The sequence below is a fragment of the Vibrio sp. HA2012 genome (genome assembly GCF_002812955.1).
Lineage (GTDB): Bacteria > Pseudomonadota > Gammaproteobacteria > Enterobacterales > Vibrionaceae > Vibrio.
In genome coordinates this window covers 54091-75986 of the sequence record NZ_PFXK01000009.1, presented here as the reverse complement: position 1 = coordinate 75986, position 21896 = coordinate 54091, and the positions used below count along the sequence as shown (strand labels likewise).

At 42.7% G+C, this 21896-nt stretch carries 20 protein-coding genes; 13 read left to right on the top strand and 7 right to left on the bottom strand.

What is annotated here, in order from left to right; all coding sequences use genetic code 11:
- Positions 1 to 6 precede the first annotated feature (6 nt).
- From gpsA to CSW98_RS15440, 3 genes are all read right to left on the bottom strand, one after another.
- On the bottom strand, positions 7 to 1041 hold the full coding sequence (gene gpsA / locus CSW98_RS15450) for an NAD(P)H-dependent glycerol-3-phosphate dehydrogenase (protein ID WP_100801481.1): 1035 nt from the start codon (positions 1039 to 1041) through the stop codon (positions 7 to 9).
- A 150-nt stretch (positions 1042 to 1191) separates the two neighbouring features.
- Positions 1192 to 1665 (bottom strand): protein-export chaperone SecB, encoded by a 474-nt coding sequence (secB, locus tag CSW98_RS15445; protein WP_100801480.1) that lies wholly within the window; start codon positions 1663 to 1665, stop codon positions 1192 to 1194.
- A gap of 57 nt (positions 1666 to 1722) precedes the next feature.
- Positions 1723 to 2157 carry a rhodanese-like domain-containing protein gene (locus tag CSW98_RS15440; RefSeq protein WP_100801377.1) on the bottom strand — a complete coding sequence of 145 codons (435 nt, stop codon included), beginning with the start codon at positions 2155 to 2157 and terminating at the stop codon, positions 1723 to 1725.
- 346 nt (positions 2158 to 2503) lie between these two features.
- Here CSW98_RS15440 and gpmM point away from each other — a divergent pair, with 346 nt between their 5' ends.
- Both gpmM and CSW98_RS15430 read left to right on the top strand, forming a co-directional pair.
- Positions 2504 to 4036 (top strand): 2,3-bisphosphoglycerate-independent phosphoglycerate mutase, encoded by a 1533-nt coding sequence (gene gpmM / locus CSW98_RS15435; RefSeq protein WP_100801376.1) that lies wholly within the window; start codon positions 2504 to 2506, stop codon positions 4034 to 4036.
- Positions 4037 to 4199: 163 nt separating this feature from the next.
- Positions 4200 to 5333, top strand: coding sequence for a murein hydrolase activator EnvC family protein (locus tag CSW98_RS15430; RefSeq protein WP_100801375.1), 1134 nt, complete (start codon positions 4200 to 4202; stop codon positions 5331 to 5333).
- Between the two features lies 1 nt (position 5334).
- On the opposite strand, the gene CSW98_RS15425 is transcribed toward CSW98_RS15430, so the two are convergent.
- On the bottom strand, positions 5335 to 5982 hold the full coding sequence (locus CSW98_RS15425; protein WP_100801374.1) for a TetR/AcrR family transcriptional regulator: 648 nt from the start codon (positions 5980 to 5982) through the stop codon (positions 5335 to 5337).
- A gap of 144 nt (positions 5983 to 6126) precedes the next feature.
- Here CSW98_RS15425 and rfaD point away from each other — a divergent pair, with 144 nt between their 5' ends.
- Genes rfaD through CSW98_RS15385 form a run of 8 tightly spaced genes read left to right on the top strand, consistent with a single transcriptional unit; the run spans position 6127 to position 15857 of the window.
- Positions 6127 to 7068: an ADP-glyceromanno-heptose 6-epimerase gene (rfaD, locus tag CSW98_RS15420; RefSeq protein WP_100801373.1), complete on the top strand. Its 942-nt coding sequence runs from the start codon at positions 6127 to 6129 to the stop codon at positions 7066 to 7068.
- Positions 7068 to 8054, top strand: coding sequence for a lauroyl-Kdo(2)-lipid IV(A) myristoyltransferase (lpxM, locus tag CSW98_RS15415; RefSeq protein ID WP_100801372.1), 987 nt, complete (start codon positions 7068 to 7070; stop codon positions 8052 to 8054). The genes rfaD and lpxM overlap by 1 nt, the downstream gene beginning before the upstream one ends.
- Positions 8054 to 9094: a lipopolysaccharide heptosyltransferase II gene (gene waaF / locus CSW98_RS15410; RefSeq protein ID WP_100801371.1), complete on the top strand. Its 1041-nt coding sequence runs from the start codon at positions 8054 to 8056 to the stop codon at positions 9092 to 9094. The genes lpxM and waaF overlap by 1 nt, the downstream gene beginning before the upstream one ends.
- Positions 9091 to 11100, top strand: coding sequence for an acyltransferase family protein (locus tag CSW98_RS15405; RefSeq protein WP_100801370.1), 2010 nt, complete (start codon positions 9091 to 9093; stop codon positions 11098 to 11100). The genes waaF and CSW98_RS15405 overlap by 4 nt, the downstream gene beginning before the upstream one ends.
- A complete protein-coding gene (locus CSW98_RS15400; protein WP_100801369.1) occupies positions 11093 to 12391 on the top strand; it encodes an O-antigen ligase family protein in 1299 nt (432 codons plus the stop codon). The genes CSW98_RS15405 and CSW98_RS15400 overlap by 8 nt, the downstream gene beginning before the upstream one ends.
- A gap of 4 nt (positions 12392 to 12395) precedes the next feature.
- Positions 12396 to 13574: a glycosyltransferase gene (locus CSW98_RS15395; protein ID WP_100801368.1), complete on the top strand. Its 1179-nt coding sequence runs from the start codon at positions 12396 to 12398 to the stop codon at positions 13572 to 13574.
- On the top strand, positions 13571 to 14851 hold the full coding sequence (gene waaA / locus CSW98_RS15390; RefSeq protein WP_100801367.1) for a lipid IV(A) 3-deoxy-D-manno-octulosonic acid transferase: 1281 nt from the start codon (positions 13571 to 13573) through the stop codon (positions 14849 to 14851). Before CSW98_RS15395 ends, waaA begins: the two co-directional genes overlap by 4 nt.
- The gene (locus CSW98_RS15385; protein ID WP_100801366.1) at positions 14844 to 15857 is read left to right on the top strand and encodes a glycosyltransferase family 32 protein; all 1014 of its coding nucleotides are present in this window, start codon (positions 14844 to 14846) and stop codon (positions 15855 to 15857) included. Before waaA ends, CSW98_RS15385 begins: the two co-directional genes overlap by 8 nt.
- Before the next feature lie 69 nt (positions 15858 to 15926).
- Here CSW98_RS15385 and CSW98_RS15380 read toward each other — a convergent pair whose 3' ends face one another.
- From CSW98_RS15380 to CSW98_RS15370, 3 genes are read right to left on the bottom strand one after another with little or no spacing between them, the layout of a single operon-like run.
- Positions 15927 to 17774, bottom strand: coding sequence for a DUF3413 domain-containing protein (locus CSW98_RS15380; RefSeq protein WP_100801365.1), 1848 nt, complete (start codon positions 17772 to 17774; stop codon positions 15927 to 15929).
- Positions 17775 to 17777: 3 nt separating this feature from the next.
- Positions 17778 to 18494: a 3-deoxy-D-manno-octulosonic acid kinase gene (locus tag CSW98_RS15375; RefSeq protein ID WP_100801364.1), complete on the bottom strand. Its 717-nt coding sequence runs from the start codon at positions 18492 to 18494 to the stop codon at positions 17778 to 17780.
- Position 18495: 1 nt separating this feature from the next.
- Complete coding sequence (locus tag CSW98_RS15370) at positions 18496 to 18885, bottom strand: diacylglycerol kinase (RefSeq protein WP_100801479.1); 390 nt, start codon at positions 18883 to 18885, stop codon at positions 18496 to 18498.
- 104 nt (positions 18886 to 18989) lie between these two features.
- On the opposite strand from CSW98_RS15370, the gene CSW98_RS15365 reads away from it, so the two are divergent.
- The 3 genes from CSW98_RS15365 to CSW98_RS15355 are packed head-to-tail and all read left to right on the top strand — an operon-like array spanning position 18990 to position 21893.
- On the top strand, positions 18990 to 20069 hold the full coding sequence (locus CSW98_RS15365) for a glycosyltransferase family 9 protein (RefSeq protein ID WP_100801363.1): 1080 nt from the start codon (positions 18990 to 18992) through the stop codon (positions 20067 to 20069).
- Positions 20066 to 20848, top strand: coding sequence for a glycosyltransferase family 2 protein (locus tag CSW98_RS15360; RefSeq protein WP_100801362.1), 783 nt, complete (start codon positions 20066 to 20068; stop codon positions 20846 to 20848). The genes CSW98_RS15365 and CSW98_RS15360 overlap by 4 nt, the downstream gene beginning before the upstream one ends.
- A 4-nt stretch (positions 20849 to 20852) precedes the next feature.
- Positions 20853 to 21893 (top strand): glycosyltransferase family 4 protein, encoded by a 1041-nt coding sequence (locus CSW98_RS15355; protein WP_100801361.1) that lies wholly within the window; start codon positions 20853 to 20855, stop codon positions 21891 to 21893.
- Positions 21894 to 21896: the final 3 nt, after the last annotated feature.

Genomic DNA, 21896 nt, shown 5'->3' with positions numbered 1-21896 from the left:
TTATCTCTATCCCTCAGCTTTTTTATCCCGAGCCAGCAGATCCTGTGCCGCAAGCCGTGCATCTTTTCCCTGATACAGAACCTGATATATCTGTTCAACAATCGGCATTTCTACTTCCATACGCCGGGCAAGCAACCAGACTTCTTTCGTATTACGGTAGCCTTCTACCACCTGACCGATTTCTTCCTGAGCAGTATCAACGTCTTTTCCCTGTCCCAGTGCCAGTCCGAAACGACGATTACGGGACTGATTATCCGTGCAGGTCAACACAAGATCCCCCAGCGTCGCCATCCCCATAAAGGTTTCAGGTTGTGCTCCAAGAGCAATACCTAGACGAGACATTTCTGCTAGTCCCCGGGTGATCAACGCAGTTCTTGCATTAGCACCGAAACCAATGCCATCTGACATTCCGGCTCCGATTGCAATGACATTTTTCACCGCACCGCCAAGCTGCATACCAATAAAATCACTATTAGCGTATACCCGGAAACTCTTACTGCAATGAATTTTTTCCTGCAAATCATGTACAAAGTCCGAATCCGGTGAGGCAACAGAAATGGCGGTCGGCATACCAACGGCCAACTCTCTGGCAAAGGTTGGCCCGGACAATACCGCCAATGAACGCTCCCGCCCCAGAATATCTTCAGCCACGTCTTTCAGCAAACGTCCTGTTTCCGGTTCCAGCCCCTTAGTTGCCCAGCAGATACGGCTGTCTTCCTGCAGAAAAGGTTGCAGACTTTCCAGTACGATACCAAATACATGACTGGGCACGACCACCAGCAAATCACGGCATGACTGTACTGCTTTTTTTAGCTCAGATTCAACAATCAGAGAAGGTGGAAAATCAACTCCAGGTAAAAATTCCTGATTAGAACGATCTGATTCCAGACGTTGCATGTGGTCAATTTCATGCCCCCACAAAACCACATTCGCCCCGTTTCGGGAGAGCGCAATCGCCAGCGAAGTTCCATACGATCCCGCTCCGATTACTGTCATGTCGATCTCTTTACCGTAGATCTCATTACCTGATGAAGATGTCATACTCTCGGCCAATTCACTGTCATTACACATATTCTCAATCAATCTGCGTCACAGACCGATCCCTGCGACTAAGTATAAATAAAAAAATGCACATCACATCAACTCTCTGCCGACGTTTTGTGCATTCTTTTATTGCAGGCAAATCTGCGATTAAGATTCAGCCTGAGTTGCAGCTTCTGCCTGAGCCTGATTTTGCAGGTAATTCATAAACAGAGCATCAAAGTTAACCGGAGCCAGGTTCAGTTGAGGGAAAGTCCCTTTAACCACAAGGCCGGAAATCGTTTCACGTGCATACGGGAACAGAATATTCGGGCAGAACGCACCCAGACAATGTGCCAATTGCCCGGCTTCCATCTGCTCGGCTGTGAAGATGCCCGCTTGCTGAACTTCGCACAGGAATGCCGTTTCTTCAGCATTTTTAACAGTCACAGTCAGACGAAGAACCACTTCGTACACTCCCTCACCCAGTTCACGACTCTGAGTATCCAGATCCAGTTTTACGTCTGGGTTCCATTCTTTCTGGAAGATCTGTGGAGAGTTCGGAGTTTCGAAAGATACATCTTTCAAAAAGATACGTTGAATAGCAAAATTCTGTTGGTTTTCTTGAGGTGCTGCTTCAGCCATGTTGATTAATCCTTTCTTATACATATAAGAAGCCTTGTCGCTTCCTGATTCATCTGTTTACTTTTTACCACGCACAAGTGGCATTTTTGCTTCACTCCAGCCAGAAAGACCGTTTTTAAGCACATAGACTTTTTCAAACCCGCCTTTTGCCAGCAAATTAGCGCTCTCTTTTACTGACTGACCGTTATTGCATACCAGTATCATTGGGTTTGCTTTATGTTTTTCAAGGTTTGGCACTGTGCCGGATTTGATTTCTGATGCCAAAACGTGAACTGAACCAGCAATGTGGCCTTGTCGGTATTCCTCTCTTGTACGGGTATCGACCACCACACCGTCTTCCCGGTTAATAAAATGGGTAGCTTCTGCCGGTGATATTTCTTTATAGCCTGCGGTACTGGCCTTAACAAAATTCATAATAACCGCTACAACCAGACCAGCCCATGCCAGTGATAGGATCATATTGCTCTGGAAAAATTCGATGTACTCTTGCATGTCCTGCGCTCTTACCATGTTCCGGGCTCAACAGCCCCTGAGTGAAAAGAAAAAACGAGTATAACGGGGATAATCACGCTAGGCGAGAGCTGAACTCATTTCTTCAACAGAAATGGGATATAATCAGTCCTGTTTTTGCTCTTTATGAATAAAAAGTATTTTATTTAATAGGAATAATTCGCAACAATAGGACAATATACACATAAAATGTCCGACTGCATTGAAAGTGAGTAACAACAAATCGAGACGCATCTTTGATCTTCTCCTACAGTTTTCGCTTAAAAATGTAGTAAAATTACGCTAATTTAATTTTCGACAGTTATTTTGAATCTAAGAGGTTAATACTATGTCAGCTAAGAAGCCTATGGCTCTGGTGATTCTTGACGGTTGGGGATACCGTGAAGACCACGCAAACAATGCGGTTGCAAACGCAAATACTCCTGTACTGAATGGTCTGATCGCTAACCAGCCAAATACTCTGATCTCTGCATCTGGCATGGATGTTGGCCTTCCTGACGGTCAAATGGGCAACTCAGAAGTCGGCCACACAAATATCGGCGCTGGCCGTGTGGTTTATCAGGATCTGACCCGTATCGCTAAAGCAATTTCTGACGGTGAATTCCAGCAGAATGACACTCTGGTTACGGCGATGGACAAAGCCATCAATTCAGGTAAAGCGGTTCATCTGATGGGTCTGATGTCTCCAGGCGGCGTACACAGCCACGAAGACCACATCTACGCTGCAGTAAAAATGGCAGCTGAACGTGGCGCAGAAAAAATCTACCTGCACTGTTTCCTGGATGGACGTGATACACCACCACGTAGTGCCGAAGATTCTCTAAAACGCTTTGACGAACTGTTCGCTGAACTGGGTAAAGGCCGCGTTGCATCTCTGGTTGGCCGTTACTACGCGATGGATCGTGACAACAACTGGGAACGCGTTGAAAAAGCTTATAACCTGCTCAGTGAGGCCAAAGGCGAATTCACCTTTGCTTCTGCAGTTGAAGGTCTGCAGGCTGCTTATGCCCGTGACGAAAATGATGAGTTCGTTAAGGCAACTGAAATCAAGGCTGAAGGTCAGGAGTCTGCTGCTATTGAAGATGGCGATGCCGTTATCTTTATGAACTTCCGTGCTGACCGTGCCCGTCAGATCACCCGTGCATTTGTACCTGATTTTACAGGCTTCGACCGTGCTAAATTCCCGGCTATCGATTTTGTGATGCTGACTCAGTATGCGGCCGATATCCCACTGAAGTGTGCATTCCCACCAGCATCTCTGGAAAATACTTACGGTGAATGGCTATCAAAAGCAGGTAAAACTCAACTACGTATTTCTGAAACTGAAAAGTACGCACACGTTACTTTCTTCTTCAACGGAGGTGTTGAGACCGAATTTGATGGAGAAGAACGCAGTCTGGTTGCTTCACCAAAAGTAGCAACTTACGACCTGCAGCCTGAAATGAGTGCTCCTGAGCTGACTGAACGACTGGTTGCGGCGATCAAATCCGGTAAATACGATGCGATCATCTGTAACTATCCAAACCTGGATATGGTCGGTCACACCGGTATTTACGATGCAGCCATTCAGGCATGCGAAGCTATCGATGAATGTGTGGGTAAAGTCGTGGAAGCCATCAAAGAAGTGGACGGCCAGTTGCTTCTGACAGCTGACCATGGTAATGCCGAAATGATGGTAAACCCTGAAACCGGGGGTACTCACACTGCTCACACCAATCTGCCTGTACGTCTGGTTTATGTGGGCAGCAAAGATGTAGAGTTCAAAGAAGACGGCAAGCTGTCTGATCTGGCTCCGACTATGCTGTCATTAAGTGGTATGGACATTCCGGCAGAAATGACTGGTCAGGTACTGGTTAAATAAATCGGATTGAGTCTGCTTGATACTATGAACGCCGCTGCCTGTGTAGCGGCGTTTTTCTTTTTGTGCGGAGAACTTGTATACTCAGCTAACCTCAATGAACCAACATCTTGAGGTTATTTGGATATATACTGCCGTAGCTTACTGGCGAACATGAGAAACATCGATGCATATCTTTTCACTCATCAGTCCTGGATTCCGCAAAAAGAGCATCCCTGTTGCGGGACTGTTCTGTCTGCTTTTCATCTTTCCGGCGCAAGGTAATCAGGAAGCCCTTAACGGCGTCAAAAATGAAATATCCCGTCAACAATCCCTGCTGTCACAGCAAAAAAAAGAACTGGATAATCTGCAAAATGATCTTAAACAGCAGGAAGTGTCTATTGCCACATTAAGTAAAGACATCAGGCAGACACAAGATAAACTGAATAATGCCAACACCCATCTGAAACAGTTCCGGAGCCAGCAGGCAGCATTACAGCAACAGCAACAGCAGCAAAGCCAGACCCTTCAGGATCTGCTCAAAGCTTACTATATGACTAAGCGTCAGAACGATGCCAGATCCATTCTGAATCCCTCCGGTGAAGAGCAGGATAGAATCAGTCAGTATTTTCAGCATCTGGCAAAAGCAAGAACAGAGGCTATTGCAGAATTGACGCAGACAGAACAGCAATTGACACTGAAAAACCAGCAACTGCTCGCGCAAAAACAACAAATAACAGCATTATTAAACCAGCAACAGCAGGCAAAGAAACAATTGACCGGTTCTCAGCAACAGCGCAAAAAAACCGTCAATAAGATTCAGAACAGCATAAGCAGTGATCAGCAGTACCTTGCCGAACTGCAACGCAACGAGGTACGGCTAAAATCAGAGATAGCCAAAGCGGCCAAACGTAATACCGTACCGATGGATGGGCTGGAACGACAGCGAGGTAAACTCCTCTGGCCAGTTAAAGGAAAAGTACTGCACAGTTACGGAACGAAGCAGAACGGACAGGTAAACTGGAAAGGAATGGTGATCAGTACCGGTTATGAACAACCGGTAAAAGCCGTCTATTCGGGTACTGTCGTATTTGCCGATTATCTGCGAGGCTACGGCATGGTGATCCTGCTGGACCATGGTAAAGGTGATATGACCCTGTACGGCTATAACCAGACACTGCTGAAAACAGAGGGAAACAAGGTTAAAGCCGGAGAAACTATCGCTCTGGCCGGGGATACCGGTGGGCAACCCCAGCCATCACTTTACTTTGAAGTCCGCAGAAACAGTAAGACACAAAATCCAAAGCAGTGGCTGCAGTAAGTTATTCATTGTGGGTGTCACTGCGCGCTTTGATTCCTGCTTCCAGCGTATAAACCTGCATCCGTCCCAGCTCCGTGGTGTAAGGTTTAAGGATTGAAATCATCTGTAACATTCCCTGATGAACTACCGCCTCAGTGATCTCCGTATCAGGAGTCATTGCCGACTGATAGCCCAGCCATCCGGAAACGACCAGATGCATAGAAGTGACGACAGAGATAAGATCTTCTTCTGCAATCTCAATCAGATCCAGTTCGATAAAACTACGAAAGATCCCCAAAAGATTTTTCTGCAATTTTTCCTGCACTTCCAGATACCGCTCATGCAAAATAGGATCTCGCTGTAAAATTTCCGGCAGATTGGCATAGAAAAAGCGATACTTCCACATCAGAGTAAACACCGAATCAAGATAGCGTTTTAGTATCACCAGACTATCTTCTTCTGCCTGCACAGGAGGAAAACGCTCCAACAATTCCGCCAGATAACCGTCAAAAATTTCCCGGACAATTTCCTGCTTGTTCCGGAAATGGTAATACAAGTTCCCCGGACTGATATCAATATGTGCCGCAATATGGTTAGTGGTGATATTGCGCTCACCCTTCTCATTAAACAGTTCCAGTGCGGCGTAAACAATCTTGTCGCGTGTTTTCATTAGCATTTCTCATTAGTATATAAGCTCAAGTATACGTCCAATAATCTGATTCTTAAAGCAGACACAAGAGCATGACACACAACTCGAATTCCTGCGGCCTCCTTGCTATACTCAGGCCAATTTATTGAATTTGAGAAAAACAGCATGATTATTGTCACTGGCGGTGCTGGCATGATTGGCAGCAATATTGTCAAAGCACTGAATGAAGCGGGCTATAACGATATTCTGGTCGTAGACCATCTGAAAAATGGCAAAAAGTTTAAAAATCTGGTTGATCTGGATATTACTGATTACATGGATCGCGATGACTTTCTTACTCAGGTGATGGCTGGTGATGATTTTGGTCCAATTGACGCTGTTTTCCATGAAGGTGCCTGTTCAGCAACCACTGAGTGGGACGGCAAGTACATGATGCTCAATAACTATGAGTATTCGAAAGAGCTGCTGCATTACTGTCTGGAGAGGGAAATCCCGTTTCTCTATGCATCTTCAGCGGCCACCTATGGAGATACCGACACCTTTGTTGAAGAAAAGGAATACGAAGGCGCACTGAACGTATACGGTTATTCCAAACAACAGTTTGATAATTATGTTCGCCGCCTATGGGCAGATGCAGAAGAACATGGGGAACGCCTGTCTCAGATCACCGGCTTCCGTTATTTTAATGTCTACGGACCACGTGAAGACCATAAAGGCAGCATGGCTTCTGTTGCTTTCCATCTGAACAATCAAATGAATGCTGGAGAGAACCCAAAACTGTTTGCTGGCAGTGAACATTTCCGACGTGATTTTGTATACGTTGGTGATGTATGTAAAGTGAACCTGTGGTTTATGCAGAATGGTGTATCCGGTATCTTTAACTGTGGCACGGGTAGTGCGGAATCCTTTCAGGAAGTAGCGAAAGCCGTTATCAAGCACCACGGTGAAGGCGAAATTGAAACCATTCCGTTCCCTGAACATCTGAAAGGAGCTTATCAGGAATACACTCAGGCCGATCTGACAAAACTCCGCGCCGTCGGTTGTGATGTGACGTTTAAAACCGTTGCTGAAGGTGTTGCGGACTATATGGCTATCATCAACAGCTAATGCAAGAACGTAATGATTTTGACCCGAAGGCTTACAGCCCCACCTTCCGGTGGGGTTTTCTCGCTCCTAAATACTGGGGGACCTGGTTGGCTATTATTTTTGCACTTCCATTCTCACTCCTGCCCAAAAGCATACATGTAAAAGCAGCTTGTTTTGTTGCCCGCTGGCTGGCTAAGAAGCGTCAGGGAACGGTGCTTAATATCTGGGTCAATCTATCGCTGTGCTTTCCACATAAATCAGATGAAGAAAAAGAACAGATACTGACAGAATGTCTGACCACTGCTGGTACATTTTTCCTGAGCTTTCCTCTTATAACTCTGTTCGGCCGCCGCTATCTTGAAAAAAATACGGAAATCAAGGGACTGGAGCATCTGGATGCAGTACGCAGACATGGTGATAACATCATCTTACTGGCACCTCACACCTGGGCTATTGACATTATTCCCGTCCTGCTTGCTTCAAAAAGTCAGCCGGTTGTTGCCATGGTTAAGCAACAAAAAAATCCTATTGGTGACTGGCTGATGCATCGTCAGCGTATGCAATTTGGCGGACGGATCTATGAGCGTAGTGCCGGAATTAAACCTTATATGAAATCCATTCGCGAAGGCTATATTGGTTACTACCTGCCGGATCAAGATCATGGTCGTGAACAGAGTGTCTTTGTGAATTTCTTTGGTGTAAAAAAAGCCACACTGCCGGGTTTAGGTAAACTGGCCAAAGTCAGCCGCGCTAAAATTGTCCCCTCATTTACCCGTTTTAATCTGCAAACCGGTAAATATGAAGTGACAATCTATCCTGCATGGGATAATTTCCCCACAGGTGAAGAACTGACTGACGCCCGCTGCCTGAATAAATACATTGAAGAACAGATTAGCCAGTATCCTGAACAGTATATGTGGATTTTCCAGTTACTGAGACACCGGCCAGATCCTAATGAACCCAGCCCCTACAGAGACAAGAAATACCAGAAAAAGGTTCGGAAGTAATGCATAAGATTTTAATCATAGGTCCCTCTTGGGTTGGAGATATGGTGATGTCACAGTCACTGTATATCACTCTGAAACAATTGCACCCAGATGCTCTTATTGATGTTATTGCTCCCGGCTGGTGCAAACCTATTCTGGAAAGAATGCCAGAGATCCATCAGGCAATAGAGATGCCTCTGGGTCATGGTGAGTTTAACTTTTTTGGCCGTCGGGCACTCGGTAAAGAGCTAAAAAATGCTCACTATGATCAGGCTTATATTCTGCCCAATTCAGCTAAATCGGCATTAATTCCATGGTTCGCCGGTATCCCCGTCAGAACCGGCTGGAAAGGCGAAATGCGCTATGGTTTGCTGAATGATCTGCGACCCAACAAAAAAGCGTTCCAGTATATGGTCGAACGTTATGTCGCGCTGGCTTACCCAAAATATAGAATGGTTGATTCATCTTCTCTGGGTGGATTAGAAACACTTCCAAAACCCAAACTCACCATAGATTCATCAGCACAGCAGGCCACACTGCAAAAGTTTGGTCTGAATACAGACAGCACAATTATCGGCCTGTGTCCCGGAGCCGAATTCGGACCAGCCAAAAAGTGGCCGGAAGAGCATTATGCAGAAGTTGCCCATGCTGTTGCCGAACAAGGGTATCAGGTGTGGCTGTTTGGTTCGCAAAAAGATCTGGACACCTGCAATCATATAAAAAACAGGGTACCGGAAAAGCTGCAGAGTAATATCTGTGTATTAGCCGGGCAAACCAGCCTGATTGAAGCGGTCGATCTGCTTGGTGCCTGTGAAACCGTTGTCAGCAATGATTCCGGTCTGATGCATGTATCTGCGGCTGTAGGATGCAAAGTAATAGCGATTTACGGCTCAACATCACCAGAGTACACACCGCCACTTGCTGAGCAAGTGAAAATAGTACATACCAATATTGAGTGCAGGCCTTGCTTTAAGCGAGAATGTCCACTTGGACATTTGAAGTGTTTAAGGGAACTGGAAGCAAAATCAGTTATCCATTATATAGTAACGGCTGAAAAATGATTTCTTACAGAAAAGATATTGATGGATTAAGAGCTTTTGCTGTTACTTTAGTCTTACTATTTCATATTCAAGCACCTTTAATTCATGGTGGATTTATTGGCGTAGATATATTTTTTGTCATTTCTGGATTTTTGATTACGTCAGTTATAAATAATAAAATATATGATGATAATTTCACATATAGGGATTTTTATTTACGAAGATTAAAGAGAATATATCCTCTACTCTTAACTGTAATTACAACCACTATAGTGGCTGGATGTTTTATTCTTCTTCCAAAAGCATTTAACAGCATGTTAAATAGTGTAGGAATGACTTTTTTATCCATCAGTAACATATATTTCAGAAATATATCCAGTGGATACTTTGCTGATGATACAAACATGCAAATTCTGCTTCATACTTGGTCACTGGGTATTGAAGAACAATTCTATCTACTTTGGCCCCCTATCTTATTAGGCTTTTATAAAATAAGTAAAAAATATCCCCCTTACTATACTGCATTTATTGTTACAATATTGGCAATAGTATCAGAGGTAGCGGCTAGAGAATCAAAAGTATCGAGTTATTATCTTATTCATGCCAGAGCATTTGAACTCCTTAGTGGAGCCACTCTTGCCTTATTCTGGAAACAATTACCTATATCAGGAAAAAGAATAAACCATTTAATATCAGGAATGGCTTTATTTATTATATTTATAATGGCATTTTTTCTAGATAAAAATTCGACATTCCCAGGAAGTAATGCACTTATTATATGTCTAGTCACCTGTTTGATAATATACACTGGAAAAGATGAAGCCCAATGTGGTTTCGTCAATACTATTTTGACGACAAAACCAATAGTCTTCATTGGATTGATCTCATATTCTCTTTATTTATGGCACTGGCCTATAATTGCATTTACAAATTATCTGCATATAGAAAAAACATTTTTAACACAATGTGCTATCTTAATGGGTACATTCTGTGTTTCTGTCGCAAGTTATTATGCTGTCGAACAGAAGTTTCGTTACAGCAAAATATTAACAAGTAAAAAAAGTATTATATTTTTATTGTTAATACCATTTGTTATCTTATCTTCTTTTATAGCTATATCTTCTGCAAGACAAGGCTTTCCTCATCGATTCAACAAAGATGTACAAGCCATGATAAACAATATTAATTCTGAGTATTATTCCCCTTGCAAAACCGATACCTGTGACCTGAATTATTCTGACAAATTAAACGGAACATTAGATTATTCCGATTTTCTTGTTATTGGTGATTCTCATGCCCATGCGATGCAAGGTTTTATTAATGTTCTGGCAAATGATGCGAATAAAACAGGAGTGGTATATTACAAAAATGGTACACCTCTATCATTCAATAATAATGCTTTTGAATATTATGATGGTGAGAATAGAGCCATTTTCCGACAGAAAATAACCAATGATATTAAAAACATCAAGCAAGCAGTCGATGAGTTTAATGGTAACACAGTAATTATATCTAATCGATATGGCCTATATCTGTATGGACGAAACGAACCAAGCTCACAGTCTAATATCATTGTGAGTGAAAAGTATAATGATAGCATTGATATTAAATCTAAAGATATTGATTACAAATCTTCTTTAATTAAAAGTATCCACTATATAACCAATGCTGGTAAAAAAGTGATTATACTGGGTCCTTTACCTGAATTTAACAGTGACCTTTCCAGGTGTGATGCATTACAAAAAGCAACTAATACTGAACAGAAATGTTATGAAGAAGCATCATTTATACATAAAAGACTTCTTCCTATAGAAAATTTCTTGAGTGATCTACCAAATAAATTTGAGCATGTAACCTATATTAATTTTCATGAATATTTTTGCAATGAGAATGTATGCAAACCATCTAATGATGGTATAGCATTTTATCAAGACAGTAATCACCTAAATTATCTTGGTTCAAAATATTTAGGTTATCTATTTTTAGTTAAAAATAATAATTTTTTAAGAGCAGAAGAAAATGAATAGTAAATTATATGATATATTTTACTCAAAAAAGTATTACACCCTAGTCATGTTTTCACTGTGTACTTATGCTTTAACACTCATTTCTTTTGAGAAGATAAGTCATATTTCTCATATAATGTTTTTGCTACTATCTATTCCGATTCTGTTCATAGAAAAGAAAAAAATATTCAAAGACCCTATGGTTATTCTGTTAGGTATAGTATTAGTTGTTCAATTGATAAGCTGGTTAAATGCTACATTTCACTATCCAGAATTTGCTGAAAGCTCACCAAAACTAGATCGACTAGCTAAACTTTTTCTGTTCATCTTTATCGCTTACTGGCTTAAAGCAAAAACAAAAAATATCTATTTATTATTAGGCTGTTTTCTCTCAGGGGTTATTCTTGGCGTGTTGACTTCCCCGGATTTCGTCAATGAATTAAGCCGTGGACTACAAGGATACAGAGTTGATTTTTCAGTAAAGAATGCACAATTCACAGCAATGTTTAGTGCCGTTGGCATAATCATATGTGCATTTTTTGCTTATCAGGTGATTTCATCAAAATCAGATAAAAAAACACTGCTAATATCCGGATTATGTCTTACTGCATTATTTTTAATAGTGATTACCGCTGCTGCGCAGGCAAGACAAACATGGGTTGCACTTATCGTTTCATTATTGTCACTACCCTTTTTTACGAAAATAGCATTTGGTCGGATAGACACGAAAAAGGTCATTATTTTTTATATCGTTCTGGGCATAGTAATGTTCTCCGGCTTCAGTTCTGACATAGTAAAAAAACGCTTTATCGCAGCATCATCTGTCGCAGAACAGATCCTAAAAGGAGAGGTAGATAATCTTCCAATGACCAGCGCTGGGATCAGAGTTAACTCCTGGCTGGAAGCATCAGGATGGATCAAAGAAAATCCAATCGTAGGGGCCAGCCCTGAAGCTATCTCTCAGGTTTTGCTTCGATCTGAGAAATTTCAGTCCTCCCCCAATACAAAAGGATTTCGTCATCTGCATAACTACCACATTGAAACACTGGTTGCCTATGGCCTTCTTGGTCTGCTTTCTATCTATGCGATGTACGGATGGCTTATTAAGTCATTAATTCAGATTAAACAGCAGCTCCCCGAGTCACGTCCTTTCCTTTTACTTGCGACCGTATTTTGCTGTTTCTGGTTTATCATCAATTGCTTTGAAACATTTAATGCCAGAGCTTATGGTGTCTTTACCCATAACATCATTTTGGGGTGCTGTTATACTTTCTATCTGACCCACTCCCTGCAATCCAAGAAAAAGGAATGATATTGTGAGAGTTGCCGTTGTTGTTAATTGCCTGAAAATGGGCGGAATGGAACGTGTCGCCGTTAACCTGTCTGATGCCTTCTTTGAAGCCGGCCACTCTACCGAGCTTATTTACCTGAAAAACAGAAAAAAAGCCATTGAACCCCGTAATACAAAACTTCCTGTACACCTGTTTAACCTAAAAAGAGGTGTACTACAGACGGGTATCGGTATGCTCTGGTTTATCATCAGTAAACTGCTAAATATTCTTTTTAAAAAAACATTTCCACTCTGGTTTGCCTACGCCGAGGCCAGAATATTTAAATCCAGACTGGAAAAGCTGGAACAGCAGAATGGAACGTTTGATCTGATCATTTTTCGGGGTCAGGGTACATTCGAGCATATCTGGCCAATTCAGGATCCAAGGTTCGTATATGTTTGTGAAAATATACAAAATAAATCCATGTATAAAGGGCTGTCCAGATGGATCTTCTCCCGTTTATTTAACGACAGAAATGTTGTCTGCGTTTCTGATGGTGCTCTGGAAAGTTTTAAGGATATGGTGACAACCCATCAGTTAACACCAAAAACAATGCTGACCATCAGCAACCCGAATGACTTCCATAAAATTCGCGTAGATGCTGACTCTATTCCAGACAATCTTCACCATAAACCTTATATTCTTGGACTCGGACGTTTAGTACCACAGAAAAATTTTTCACTGCTGATTGATGCCTATGCCTATGCTATCAGCCAATATTCTATAGAGCATGATTTGCTGATTGTCGGTGATGGAAAGGAACGCCAAAACCTGGAAACCAAGGTAGCAGAGGCAGGACTAGCTGATAAGGTATTCTTTAAAGGTCAGCAGAATAACCCTTTCCCATGGTACAAGCAGGCCGATCTTTTTGTGTTGAGTTCTAAATTTGAAGGGCTGGGAATGGTACTTATCGAAGCCTTAGCCTGTAAAACCAAAGTCGTGTCAACAGACAGCAGAGGGGGAGTCAGACAAATCATGCAAGGGGATCTGGAACCTTTCCTCGCTCAGGAAACGCCAGTTGCTCTGGCTGAAGTGATCTACAAGGCATTACAGCAGCCCTGGGATGATGCATTTAATCGCTATGTCGACTCAACTCTGCTCAGATTTGATACTCAGACCATAGTCAGTCAATATCTGGAGCATTTTGTCAGGACTGAGCAATGATCCGTCTTCTGTACACAATCCTATTAATACTTCTGGCGCCCTTTCTGCTATTTGGCCTGTACCGAAAAAAAGAAGGCAAACCCTCTTTCGGTTCTCGCTGGAAAGAACACTTTGGGCACACACCAGAACTGAATGCACAGGAACGCCCCTTATGGATCCATGCCGTTTCTGTCGGAGAATCAATTGCAGCTATTCCGATTATCAAGGCATTGAAGGAACAGTTTCCTGAATTACCTATTCTGGTTACCACGACCACCAGTACCGGAGCAGAACAAATAGCCCGACTGGGAAATTTAGTCGAACATCGCTATATGCCTTTGGATTTTCCTTTTGCTATAAAACGATTTTTAAGAAAAATCCATCCCCGGGCATTTCTTATCATGGAAACGGAGCTATGGCCAAATACACTGCATATTGTATCAGCTTCAGGAATCCCTATCAGGGTGATCAACGCCCGTCTCTCCGAAAAATCATGCCTTAACTATAAGAAAATACAGCCTGTTTTTAACCTTCTGAGCAGGCATCTGGATCTGGTACTATGTCAGCATGTTTCCGATGCAGAACGTTTTAAACGGCTGGGTCTGCCGGATAAAAAAGTTGCTGTCACGGGTTCAGTCAAATTTGATATCACCATCTCCCCAAAAATAAAAAAAGACGCTCTCAGGTTACGTCAGGATATAGGTCTCGACCGCCCGGTCTGGATTGCAGCCAGTACGCATGCGGGTGAAGATGAACAGATCTTTGCTGCCCATAATACATTACTGAAACACTTTCCCGATGCTCTTCTGATTGTGGTTCCCCGTCATCCTGAACGTTTTATTCCGGTAACGGAACTGGCCAGAAAAAATAATTTGGTGACGGTTTCCAGAACCAGTCATCACCCCGTCACCTCTGAAATTCAGGTTTATGTTGGAGATACCATGGGAGAGATGTTGCTGCTGATTGGAGCTGCAGATATCTGTTTTATGGGGGGTAGCCTCATAGGAGAAAAAGTTGGCGGACATAATGTGTTAGAACCTGCCGCACTAGGAAAAGCAACCATAACAGGTTGCAGCTACTTTAATTTCCATCAGATTGTAAACGAGTTGCAAGCCAATAATGCCTGTATAATTGTAGCCGACCAATTTCAGTTGGCAGAAACACTGAAACAGCTGTTTTCAAATAAGCAACAACGAACCGAACTAGGGGAAAATGCCGAGCACTATGTAGAGAATAATCGTGGCGCAATAAACAACACCATTCGATACATCACAGAAAAAGAGGTAGAACATGCTTGATTCATTTATTCTTTCAAAGAATTTTGACCGGAATTTTTTCTTTCTTCGTAAATACATCCCATTTATTAATCGGCGTTATAATTATCTGCATAACATCAACTTCAAAACACAGACTAAAAAAGAGCACTGCAATATTGAAGAAATAATTGCAGAGGCAGAAGAAGCCCTGCAAAAAATAAAATCTGCAACTTATATAGAAGATATTTCACCGGAAATACCTAAAACAATCTGGTTATATTGGAATTCTTCTCTTGAAACAGCCCCTGATGTGGTGAAACACAGCTTGCTTTCATGGAAAATGATGAACCCGGATTATCAAATTTGCTTCCTTAATGACAACAATCTGAATGAAGTATTGGGATTTAACTTTAACTCCGTATTCCAGCTTGCCAGTGTTAATCTTGGTTTTGCCATGAAAGCGGATATTCTTAGGCTATACCTGCTTAGTAAATTTGGCGGTATATGGGCCGACACGACAACATTTTGCCTAACTCCATTAAATAAATGGTTGCCAGAAGCAACGAAACAAACGAATTTCTTTACTTTCAGACACCGAAATAACCACACCAGACCAATCGAAGCATGGTTTATTGCATCCCCAAAAGGTTCTCCGATTACAAAGCATACTCTTAGCCTTTTCTTAAACCATCTATTCAAGGATAGAAATATAACGTTGTATATATCAAACAGAATAAAAAGAATAGGTCATAGGGATAATGAAAGAGAGCGTTTTTTTTCTGATATAGTCAATATTGCTGAAAAAAAATATTTTATGCCCTATTTTTCTGTTGGATATTTTTTTAATTCATCCTTAAACCAACCAGAATCAAGAACAGTGTGGGATTGTTTACAAAACAAAACTAACAATCATTCTATTAATAACGACGACTTTGATACCTTTAGACAGTCCTATGTATCAAAACAAACATACAAAAAAGACTATCAGGACGGGGATATCTATCAGGAAAGAGTAAAATATCTGAAGAGTATTCTAAACCAGCAATAACAAAAGCGGATATTCTATCCGCTTTTGTTATACTCAAGTGACATCAAGGTACAAGATTCAAAAAAATCCTTATCGATTAAACCGGCTAATCTGCTTCAATGCTTCGGTTAGTTGAGAGTAATCTAACTCTGTATCCAACTTGTGATTGGTTTTATCCATATAAGCGTAATCACCACTATTCATCACTTCCAGAATAGTATTCTCCGTAACAACAGCATAACTACCATAGCTGGATGAAAGTACCCAGTCACGCTTGACCGGTTCACCCAGCAGATCTTCGCCAGTAGAATAGTCCTTCACATCATTTGCCACACCCAGATAATTTTTCACAATAGTAGGAGCCACGTCTTCATGACTGGAGATCATATCCCGTGGCCAGGTGACATCATGAGAATTCACGCCTGGACCAAACATCATAAACGGTACCTGAATCTGGGCATTGGTAAAGTTACCGTTATGTCCCCAGAAATTCAGTTTATTATCATTCAGTTCCTGAGCATGATCACCAGTAACAATAACCAGCGTATTATCCAGATCTCCGTTCTGTTCCAGCTTATTAAACACCTGTTTTACTAAGCTATCAACATAATGAACACTGGTTTTATAGCGGTTAAAAAAGGCTGTCGTATCCGTATCATTGTTCAGCTCCAGATAATTCAGTGTGTCCAGCATAGGCTCGAACCGGTGTGAGTAATCATCAGGAAAATCATAGCCATGTGGTGAGTCAAAGAATAAAAATGAAAACGTTGGCTTAGAGGTATCTCTGCTATCGTACCACTGCAGCCAGTCTTCGGTCAGATCCTGATCCAGTTCTGCGGGACGTCGCCCCTCAGACCCCATACGCAAATCCGGTACGTTCACAAACACAGTCTGGTTAAACTCAGGGGCTCGAAGCTGAGCAGCCGTAAATATACCCAGTTCATAATTCAGTTCCTGCAGACGCTCCATCATTACCGGAGCTTTGCGGTTAGCCAGAAATGCGTGCCAGTAAGTCCCCGGAACCCCATAAAACAGACCAAAAATACCGGTACGGGTCGAGTTCCCAGTGGAAAGATGATTATTAAAAATGACACTGTCTTTTTTATGTACCATGTTCCAGATATTCGGTGACATATCCGGACCGAATGTATCAAAACGCCATGAATCAATAGCAATTAACATAATATTCAATGGCTTTTTAACCGTAACAGTTTCCAACGGTTTTAGGGGATAATTCAAATCACTTTTCTGATCTACTTGCATTGCTTTCCGACGCTGAATAGCGGCTTCATCCACCCAGCCATATTGACGCATCAATTTCGTCGATGTTGCCGGCTCAAACAGCGGCAAATAGCGTTTCATTACCGTGACAGGCTGATAATCGTTCGCCGCCGCCCAGATATGAATACCATGGGTTGCTAACAAAGCAATAAATGTAAGCCATGCAAACTTCTTACCTAATTTAAGCTTCATAACTGGCGGTATGTTTTCCAGCCAGCGAACTGTCAACCACTGAGCCACAAACAGCAAAACAACTCCACCTATCACCATCAGCCAGGTAATCAGAGGAAAACTGACAATCTGCCCGGCCAGAATCATATTCACCACCACGAAATTGATGTGAAAGCGGTACTGGGCAAATACAATCGTATCAATAAACAGAACTATGATACCGACAGAAGCAAACAGCGCCTGAGTACTGCGCCGGGAAACCGCTGGTAGCAGCAAAAAAGGAATCGAAATAAGGCCAATCAGAGCAGCAAACAGGGTCATTTGCCCCCAAATTCCCGCCACCATAAAAATCTGAGCCATCGGCTCGCGGGGAAACTCAGGCAAGAACTGGAAATAACGGACAGAAATCAGCATCGCCAATATGGCGTTGATTAAGATTAACCAGCCATGAGCGTGTAACTTTTGTTTAAATGTTGGGAAATACAAGGTTTACTCCTGATAACCAGCAAGAAGAGCGTTAAAATCATTCTCTTCCCAAAAAATATCGTGTTTGTCTTTTTCCTTTCGGAAGGATCGAAGCAGGCGATCTAGGTTCGCACTTTTCCAGCGTTCTCCGGCCTGCTGACAGCATTTATCAAAATCAATAATCCATACTTTTTCATGGCTGTCACATAACAAATTATGGATATTCAGATCGGTATGATTCACTCCGGCATTGTGCATTTTCCGAATTTCCCGACCGATACTCTGATACCTATCAGCAGATAAAGGCTCAGTCTTTAAGATGGATACCAGATCCCGGGCATCCTGAATTCTTTCACTCAGCAGATCAGCCTGATAGGTAAATAAACCTCGCCTTACTTTAGCAGCAAGTGGTCTGGGAACACGGACCCCAGCATCAGCCAAATGTTTCAGCAACTGAAATTCCTGATAACTGCGGGTCTGCTCCCAACCGGAAAACAGGTAATGATCGTTAATTAATTTACCAAACAATCCACCACGCCGATAATGACGTAACGCCCCCTGCAGTTTTTCCAGTTGGACAAACCAGGTTGTTCCTCTTCCCTGAGCAGACCCAATCACCTTGCCTGAACTCTGCCAATAATAGAGTTCAAAACAGTCTTCCGGGGATTCAGACAGAAGTGTATCATCATACCAGATGCACTCATTCTTTTTGCAAATCTGCTTATACTGTGCAGCATTCATGTCAGAACCAGTACCTGTTACCTAGGATAAGCAGCCAGGTTATACCAGCAAAAATAAGCGAAATCATCACCGCTGCCGACCCCATATCCTTCGCCCGGCCACTTAATTCATGATGTTCAATACCAACACGATCAACAACCGCCTCTACTGCCGAATTCAATAATTCGGTAACGATGACTAAAACCCCGACACCCAGCATCAGTATTTTCTCGATCATAGTAATATCAACAAAAATAATAACAGGTAAAGATACGATAAACAGAGTCAGTTCCTGACGGATAGCCGCTTCATTTTTCCAGCCAGCCCTTAACCCCTGAACCGAATATCCACCCGCTTTGATAATTCTTTTTATTCCGGTATTACCCGGTTTACCTGGATTGTCTGATGTCATAATCTCAATTACATTTAAAAGCAGGAAATAAACAGGCGTCATTTTACATTTATTCCCCTTAACTGCATAATTCCTGCTAACAAAATAAATGATGAATCATACCGATGTCGCTTTTTTCTGTACCGCCTTTATTTTCCACCCAGCCCAAAGCCGTCTGCTTTTTACGGTTATCCGCTATCGGAGATATCTGTCATGCAGTCGCGGCCGTGCAGGCACTACAAAAACACTGGCCAGAGACTAAAATCACCTGGATTATCGGTAAGGTAGAGGCCCAGTTACTGGAAGGCATTGAAGGTATTGAACTGATCGTATTTGATAAAAAAGCCGGTTTTAAAGGAATGCAAGCCGTATGGAATCAGCTAAAAGGCCGCCAGTTTGATGCCTTGATCCATATGCAGATCGCACTACGAGCCAGCTTGCTAACATTAGGAATAAAGGCGAGATACAAGGTTGGGTTTAACTTTAAACGAGCCAAAGAAGCACAATGGCTATTCACCAATCGCAGAATTCCGGATACGCAATCTCAGCATGTGCTGGATAGTTTTTTCTCTTTTACTGAATATCTTGGTGTCCCGCGTTCAACACCTGGATGGCAGCTTCCTCTCGGAAAAGATGATCTTCATTTCGCTAAACAACATATTCCTCAGCAAACAGTTGCTATCTGTCCCGCTGCCAGTAAAGATGAACGTAATTGGTTGCCGGAACGATACGCACAATTTGCCGATTGGGTAACAGAGCAAGGTTATCAGGTGGTACTTTGTGGCTCCCCCACAGAAAGAGAAAAGGCACTATCAGCCACAATCCTGAATCAGATGCAATATCAGGCCATTGATCTGGTGGGAAAAACCACACTGAAGCAGCTTGCTGCCGTATTAAGACAAGCCGACATCGTTCTGGCACCCGATTCCGGCCCGGCACATATTGCGACCACTCAGGGAACGCCGGTTATCGGCCTGTATGGCCACAGCAACCCTAAGCGAACCGGCCCCTATAACAGCCAGCAATACGTCGTCAGCGTTTACGAACAGTATGCTCAGGAACAACATAGCAAACCAGCAGAACAATTGCCATGGAGTTGCCGGGTAAAAGGCGCTCATATTATGGGTAGTATTACGCTTGAAGCGGTGAAACAGTCATTTATTGCTGTCAGGCAACAATTAAATCATCAGAAGGTAACCCTATGATCACTGGTGTCGTTATCACCCTTAATGAAGAAGATAACATTAAAGAGTGTATTGAATCGCTTATGCAGGTGTGCAGTGAGGTGGTCATCGTTGACTCTCTCAGTACGGATAACACCCTTAACATTGCAAAATCCCTGGGAGCAAAAACAGTCTCTCAGCCTTATATCGGCGATGGTTTGCAAAAAAATGTGGGGCTGCCACATACAGACAATAATTGGATACTCAGTATTGATGCCGATGAACGGCTGACACCTGAAGCCGTTGAAGCAATCAAACAACTTGATCTGAATAATACTCAGCATGATGCTTTTGCTCTAAGACGGCGTAACTATATCGGCAGCCGTTGGATCAAACATTGTGGCTGGTATCCAGACTACTGTATCCGTTTGTACAATAAGCAACTGACTCGCTTTGCCGAAGTCAAACAACACGCAGTTGTACAGGCAAAAAATCCACAGCGTCTGGATGCTGACCTACAGCATTACTCTTTTGAGAATATCGGTCAACTATTCGCAAAGCCGGGACGTAACTTTAGTGGCCGTGCCGCTAAGATCATGTACCAGAAAGGCAAACGTGCAAATGCTTTCTCTCCCTTTACCCATGGTCTGAATGCGTTCATCCGTAAATATATTTTCCAGCGCGGCTTCTTAAGCGGCGTGGACGGCATGACGGTAGCGTTAAGCTCTGGCGTCAACAGTTACCTGAAATACGCCAAATTACTGGAATACCAGCGCGACCCTAAGGTTCTGGAAAAAGAAGATTTTGATAAGGTGTGGTAAACAGATGCGTATTTGCCATGTAAACCTGGCTTCCGGGTTCAGCGGTGGTGAAAGACAGACACTGCAGTTGATAAAACAGCAGGTACAGGAAGGATATCAACTGACTGTAGTTGCTAACCCCAAAAGCCCGTTCGTTGATGAAATTAGGAAGCTGCCTTGTCAGTTAGTACTTGCTTCGCATTTTACCAAACAGCACGCGAAATCCATTACCGAAGGCTGCAAAGCAATTCATGTCCATGAAGGACGGGCTATCTACTGGGCACTGATTCAGCATTTGCTTTATCAGGTACCTTATATCGTCACCAGACGTATTGATAACCCGTTAAAGAACAAATGGCTGTCAAATCTGGCATATAAAAAGGCATCGGCTCTTGTCGGACTGAGCAGTGAAATCGTGGATAAGATCAAAATCAGACACCCTGATGCCACTGTCTATAAGATCCCAAGCTCTCCGGTCTCCTACCCGATCAATACCGATATCGTCAGTGAGATAAAAACTCAGTACCCGAATAAATGCCTTGTGATTCATGGTGCCAACATGCTCAAACATAAGGGATTTGATGTTACCCTTGGTGCTGCACGTATTCTTGCCTCCACAAATCCCGATATACATTTTGTATTACTGGGTGATGGTCCGGAAAGAGCCAGCCTTGAGGCTCTCTCGACAGACTTAGGCAATATTACATTTGCCGGAAAACAGTCCAACATGGGGGACTGGTTCGCTGCCGCCGATCTATTAGTGCATCCATCTTATAGTGAAGGACTGGGCTCCGTGATTCTGGAAGCCATCGGAGCAAGACTGCCGGTCATTGCCACTCATGCTGGCGGTATACCGGATATCATTGATGACGGTGAATCAGGTTTATTAATTCCACCGGGTAATGCCAGCACTTTGGCCGAAAATATTGCCAGATTAGCCAATGATAAAGCCCTGCGAGAACATTTAATTTCCGGTGGGGCAGCCAAACTTCAACAGTTTGACATCGTCTATACCAGTGATTTGTACCAGAATATCTACAACTCTATTCAGTCAAAGGACAGTTAAACC

Bases quoted from the DNA above. Each gene is read 5' to 3' on its own strand.
- gpsA (WP_100801481.1), bottom strand. From the start codon at position 1,041: ATGACATCTTCATCAGGTAATGAGATCTACGGTAAAGAGATCGACATG.
- secB (WP_100801480.1), bottom strand. From the start codon at position 1,665: ATGGCTGAAGCAGCACCTCAAGAAAACCAACAGAATTTTGCTATTCAA.
- CSW98_RS15440 (WP_100801377.1), bottom strand. From the start codon at position 2,157: ATGCAAGAGTACATCGAATTTTTCCAGAGCAATATGATCCTATCACTG.
- gpmM (WP_100801376.1), top strand. From the start codon at position 2,504: ATGTCAGCTAAGAAGCCTATGGCTCTGGTGATTCTTGACGGTTGGGGA.
- CSW98_RS15430 (WP_100801375.1), top strand. From the start codon at position 4,200: ATGCATATCTTTTCACTCATCAGTCCTGGATTCCGCAAAAAGAGCATC.
- CSW98_RS15425 (WP_100801374.1), bottom strand. From the start codon at position 5,982: ATGAAAACACGCGACAAGATTGTTTACGCCGCACTGGAACTGTTTAAT.
- rfaD (WP_100801373.1), top strand. From the start codon at position 6,127: ATGATTATTGTCACTGGCGGTGCTGGCATGATTGGCAGCAATATTGTC.
- lpxM (WP_100801372.1), top strand. From the start codon at position 7,068: ATGCAAGAACGTAATGATTTTGACCCGAAGGCTTACAGCCCCACCTTC.
- waaF (WP_100801371.1), top strand. From the start codon at position 8,054: ATGCATAAGATTTTAATCATAGGTCCCTCTTGGGTTGGAGATATGGTG.
- CSW98_RS15405 (WP_100801370.1), top strand. From the start codon at position 9,091: ATGATTTCTTACAGAAAAGATATTGATGGATTAAGAGCTTTTGCTGTT.
- CSW98_RS15400 (WP_100801369.1), top strand. From the start codon at position 11,093: ATGAATAGTAAATTATATGATATATTTTACTCAAAAAAGTATTACACC.
- waaA (WP_100801367.1), top strand. From the start codon at position 13,571: ATGATCCGTCTTCTGTACACAATCCTATTAATACTTCTGGCGCCCTTT.
- CSW98_RS15385 (WP_100801366.1), top strand. From the start codon at position 14,844: ATGCTTGATTCATTTATTCTTTCAAAGAATTTTGACCGGAATTTTTTC.
- CSW98_RS15375 (WP_100801364.1), bottom strand. From the start codon at position 18,494: ATGAATGCTGCACAGTATAAGCAGATTTGCAAAAAGAATGAGTGCATC.
- CSW98_RS15370 (WP_100801479.1), bottom strand. From the start codon at position 18,885: ATGACATCAGACAATCCAGGTAAACCGGGTAATACCGGAATAAAAAGA.
- CSW98_RS15365 (WP_100801363.1), top strand. From the start codon at position 18,990: ATGTCGCTTTTTTCTGTACCGCCTTTATTTTCCACCCAGCCCAAAGCC.
- CSW98_RS15360 (WP_100801362.1), top strand. From the start codon at position 20,066: ATGATCACTGGTGTCGTTATCACCCTTAATGAAGAAGATAACATTAAA.
- CSW98_RS15355 (WP_100801361.1), top strand. From the start codon at position 20,853: ATGCGTATTTGCCATGTAAACCTGGCTTCCGGGTTCAGCGGTGGTGAA.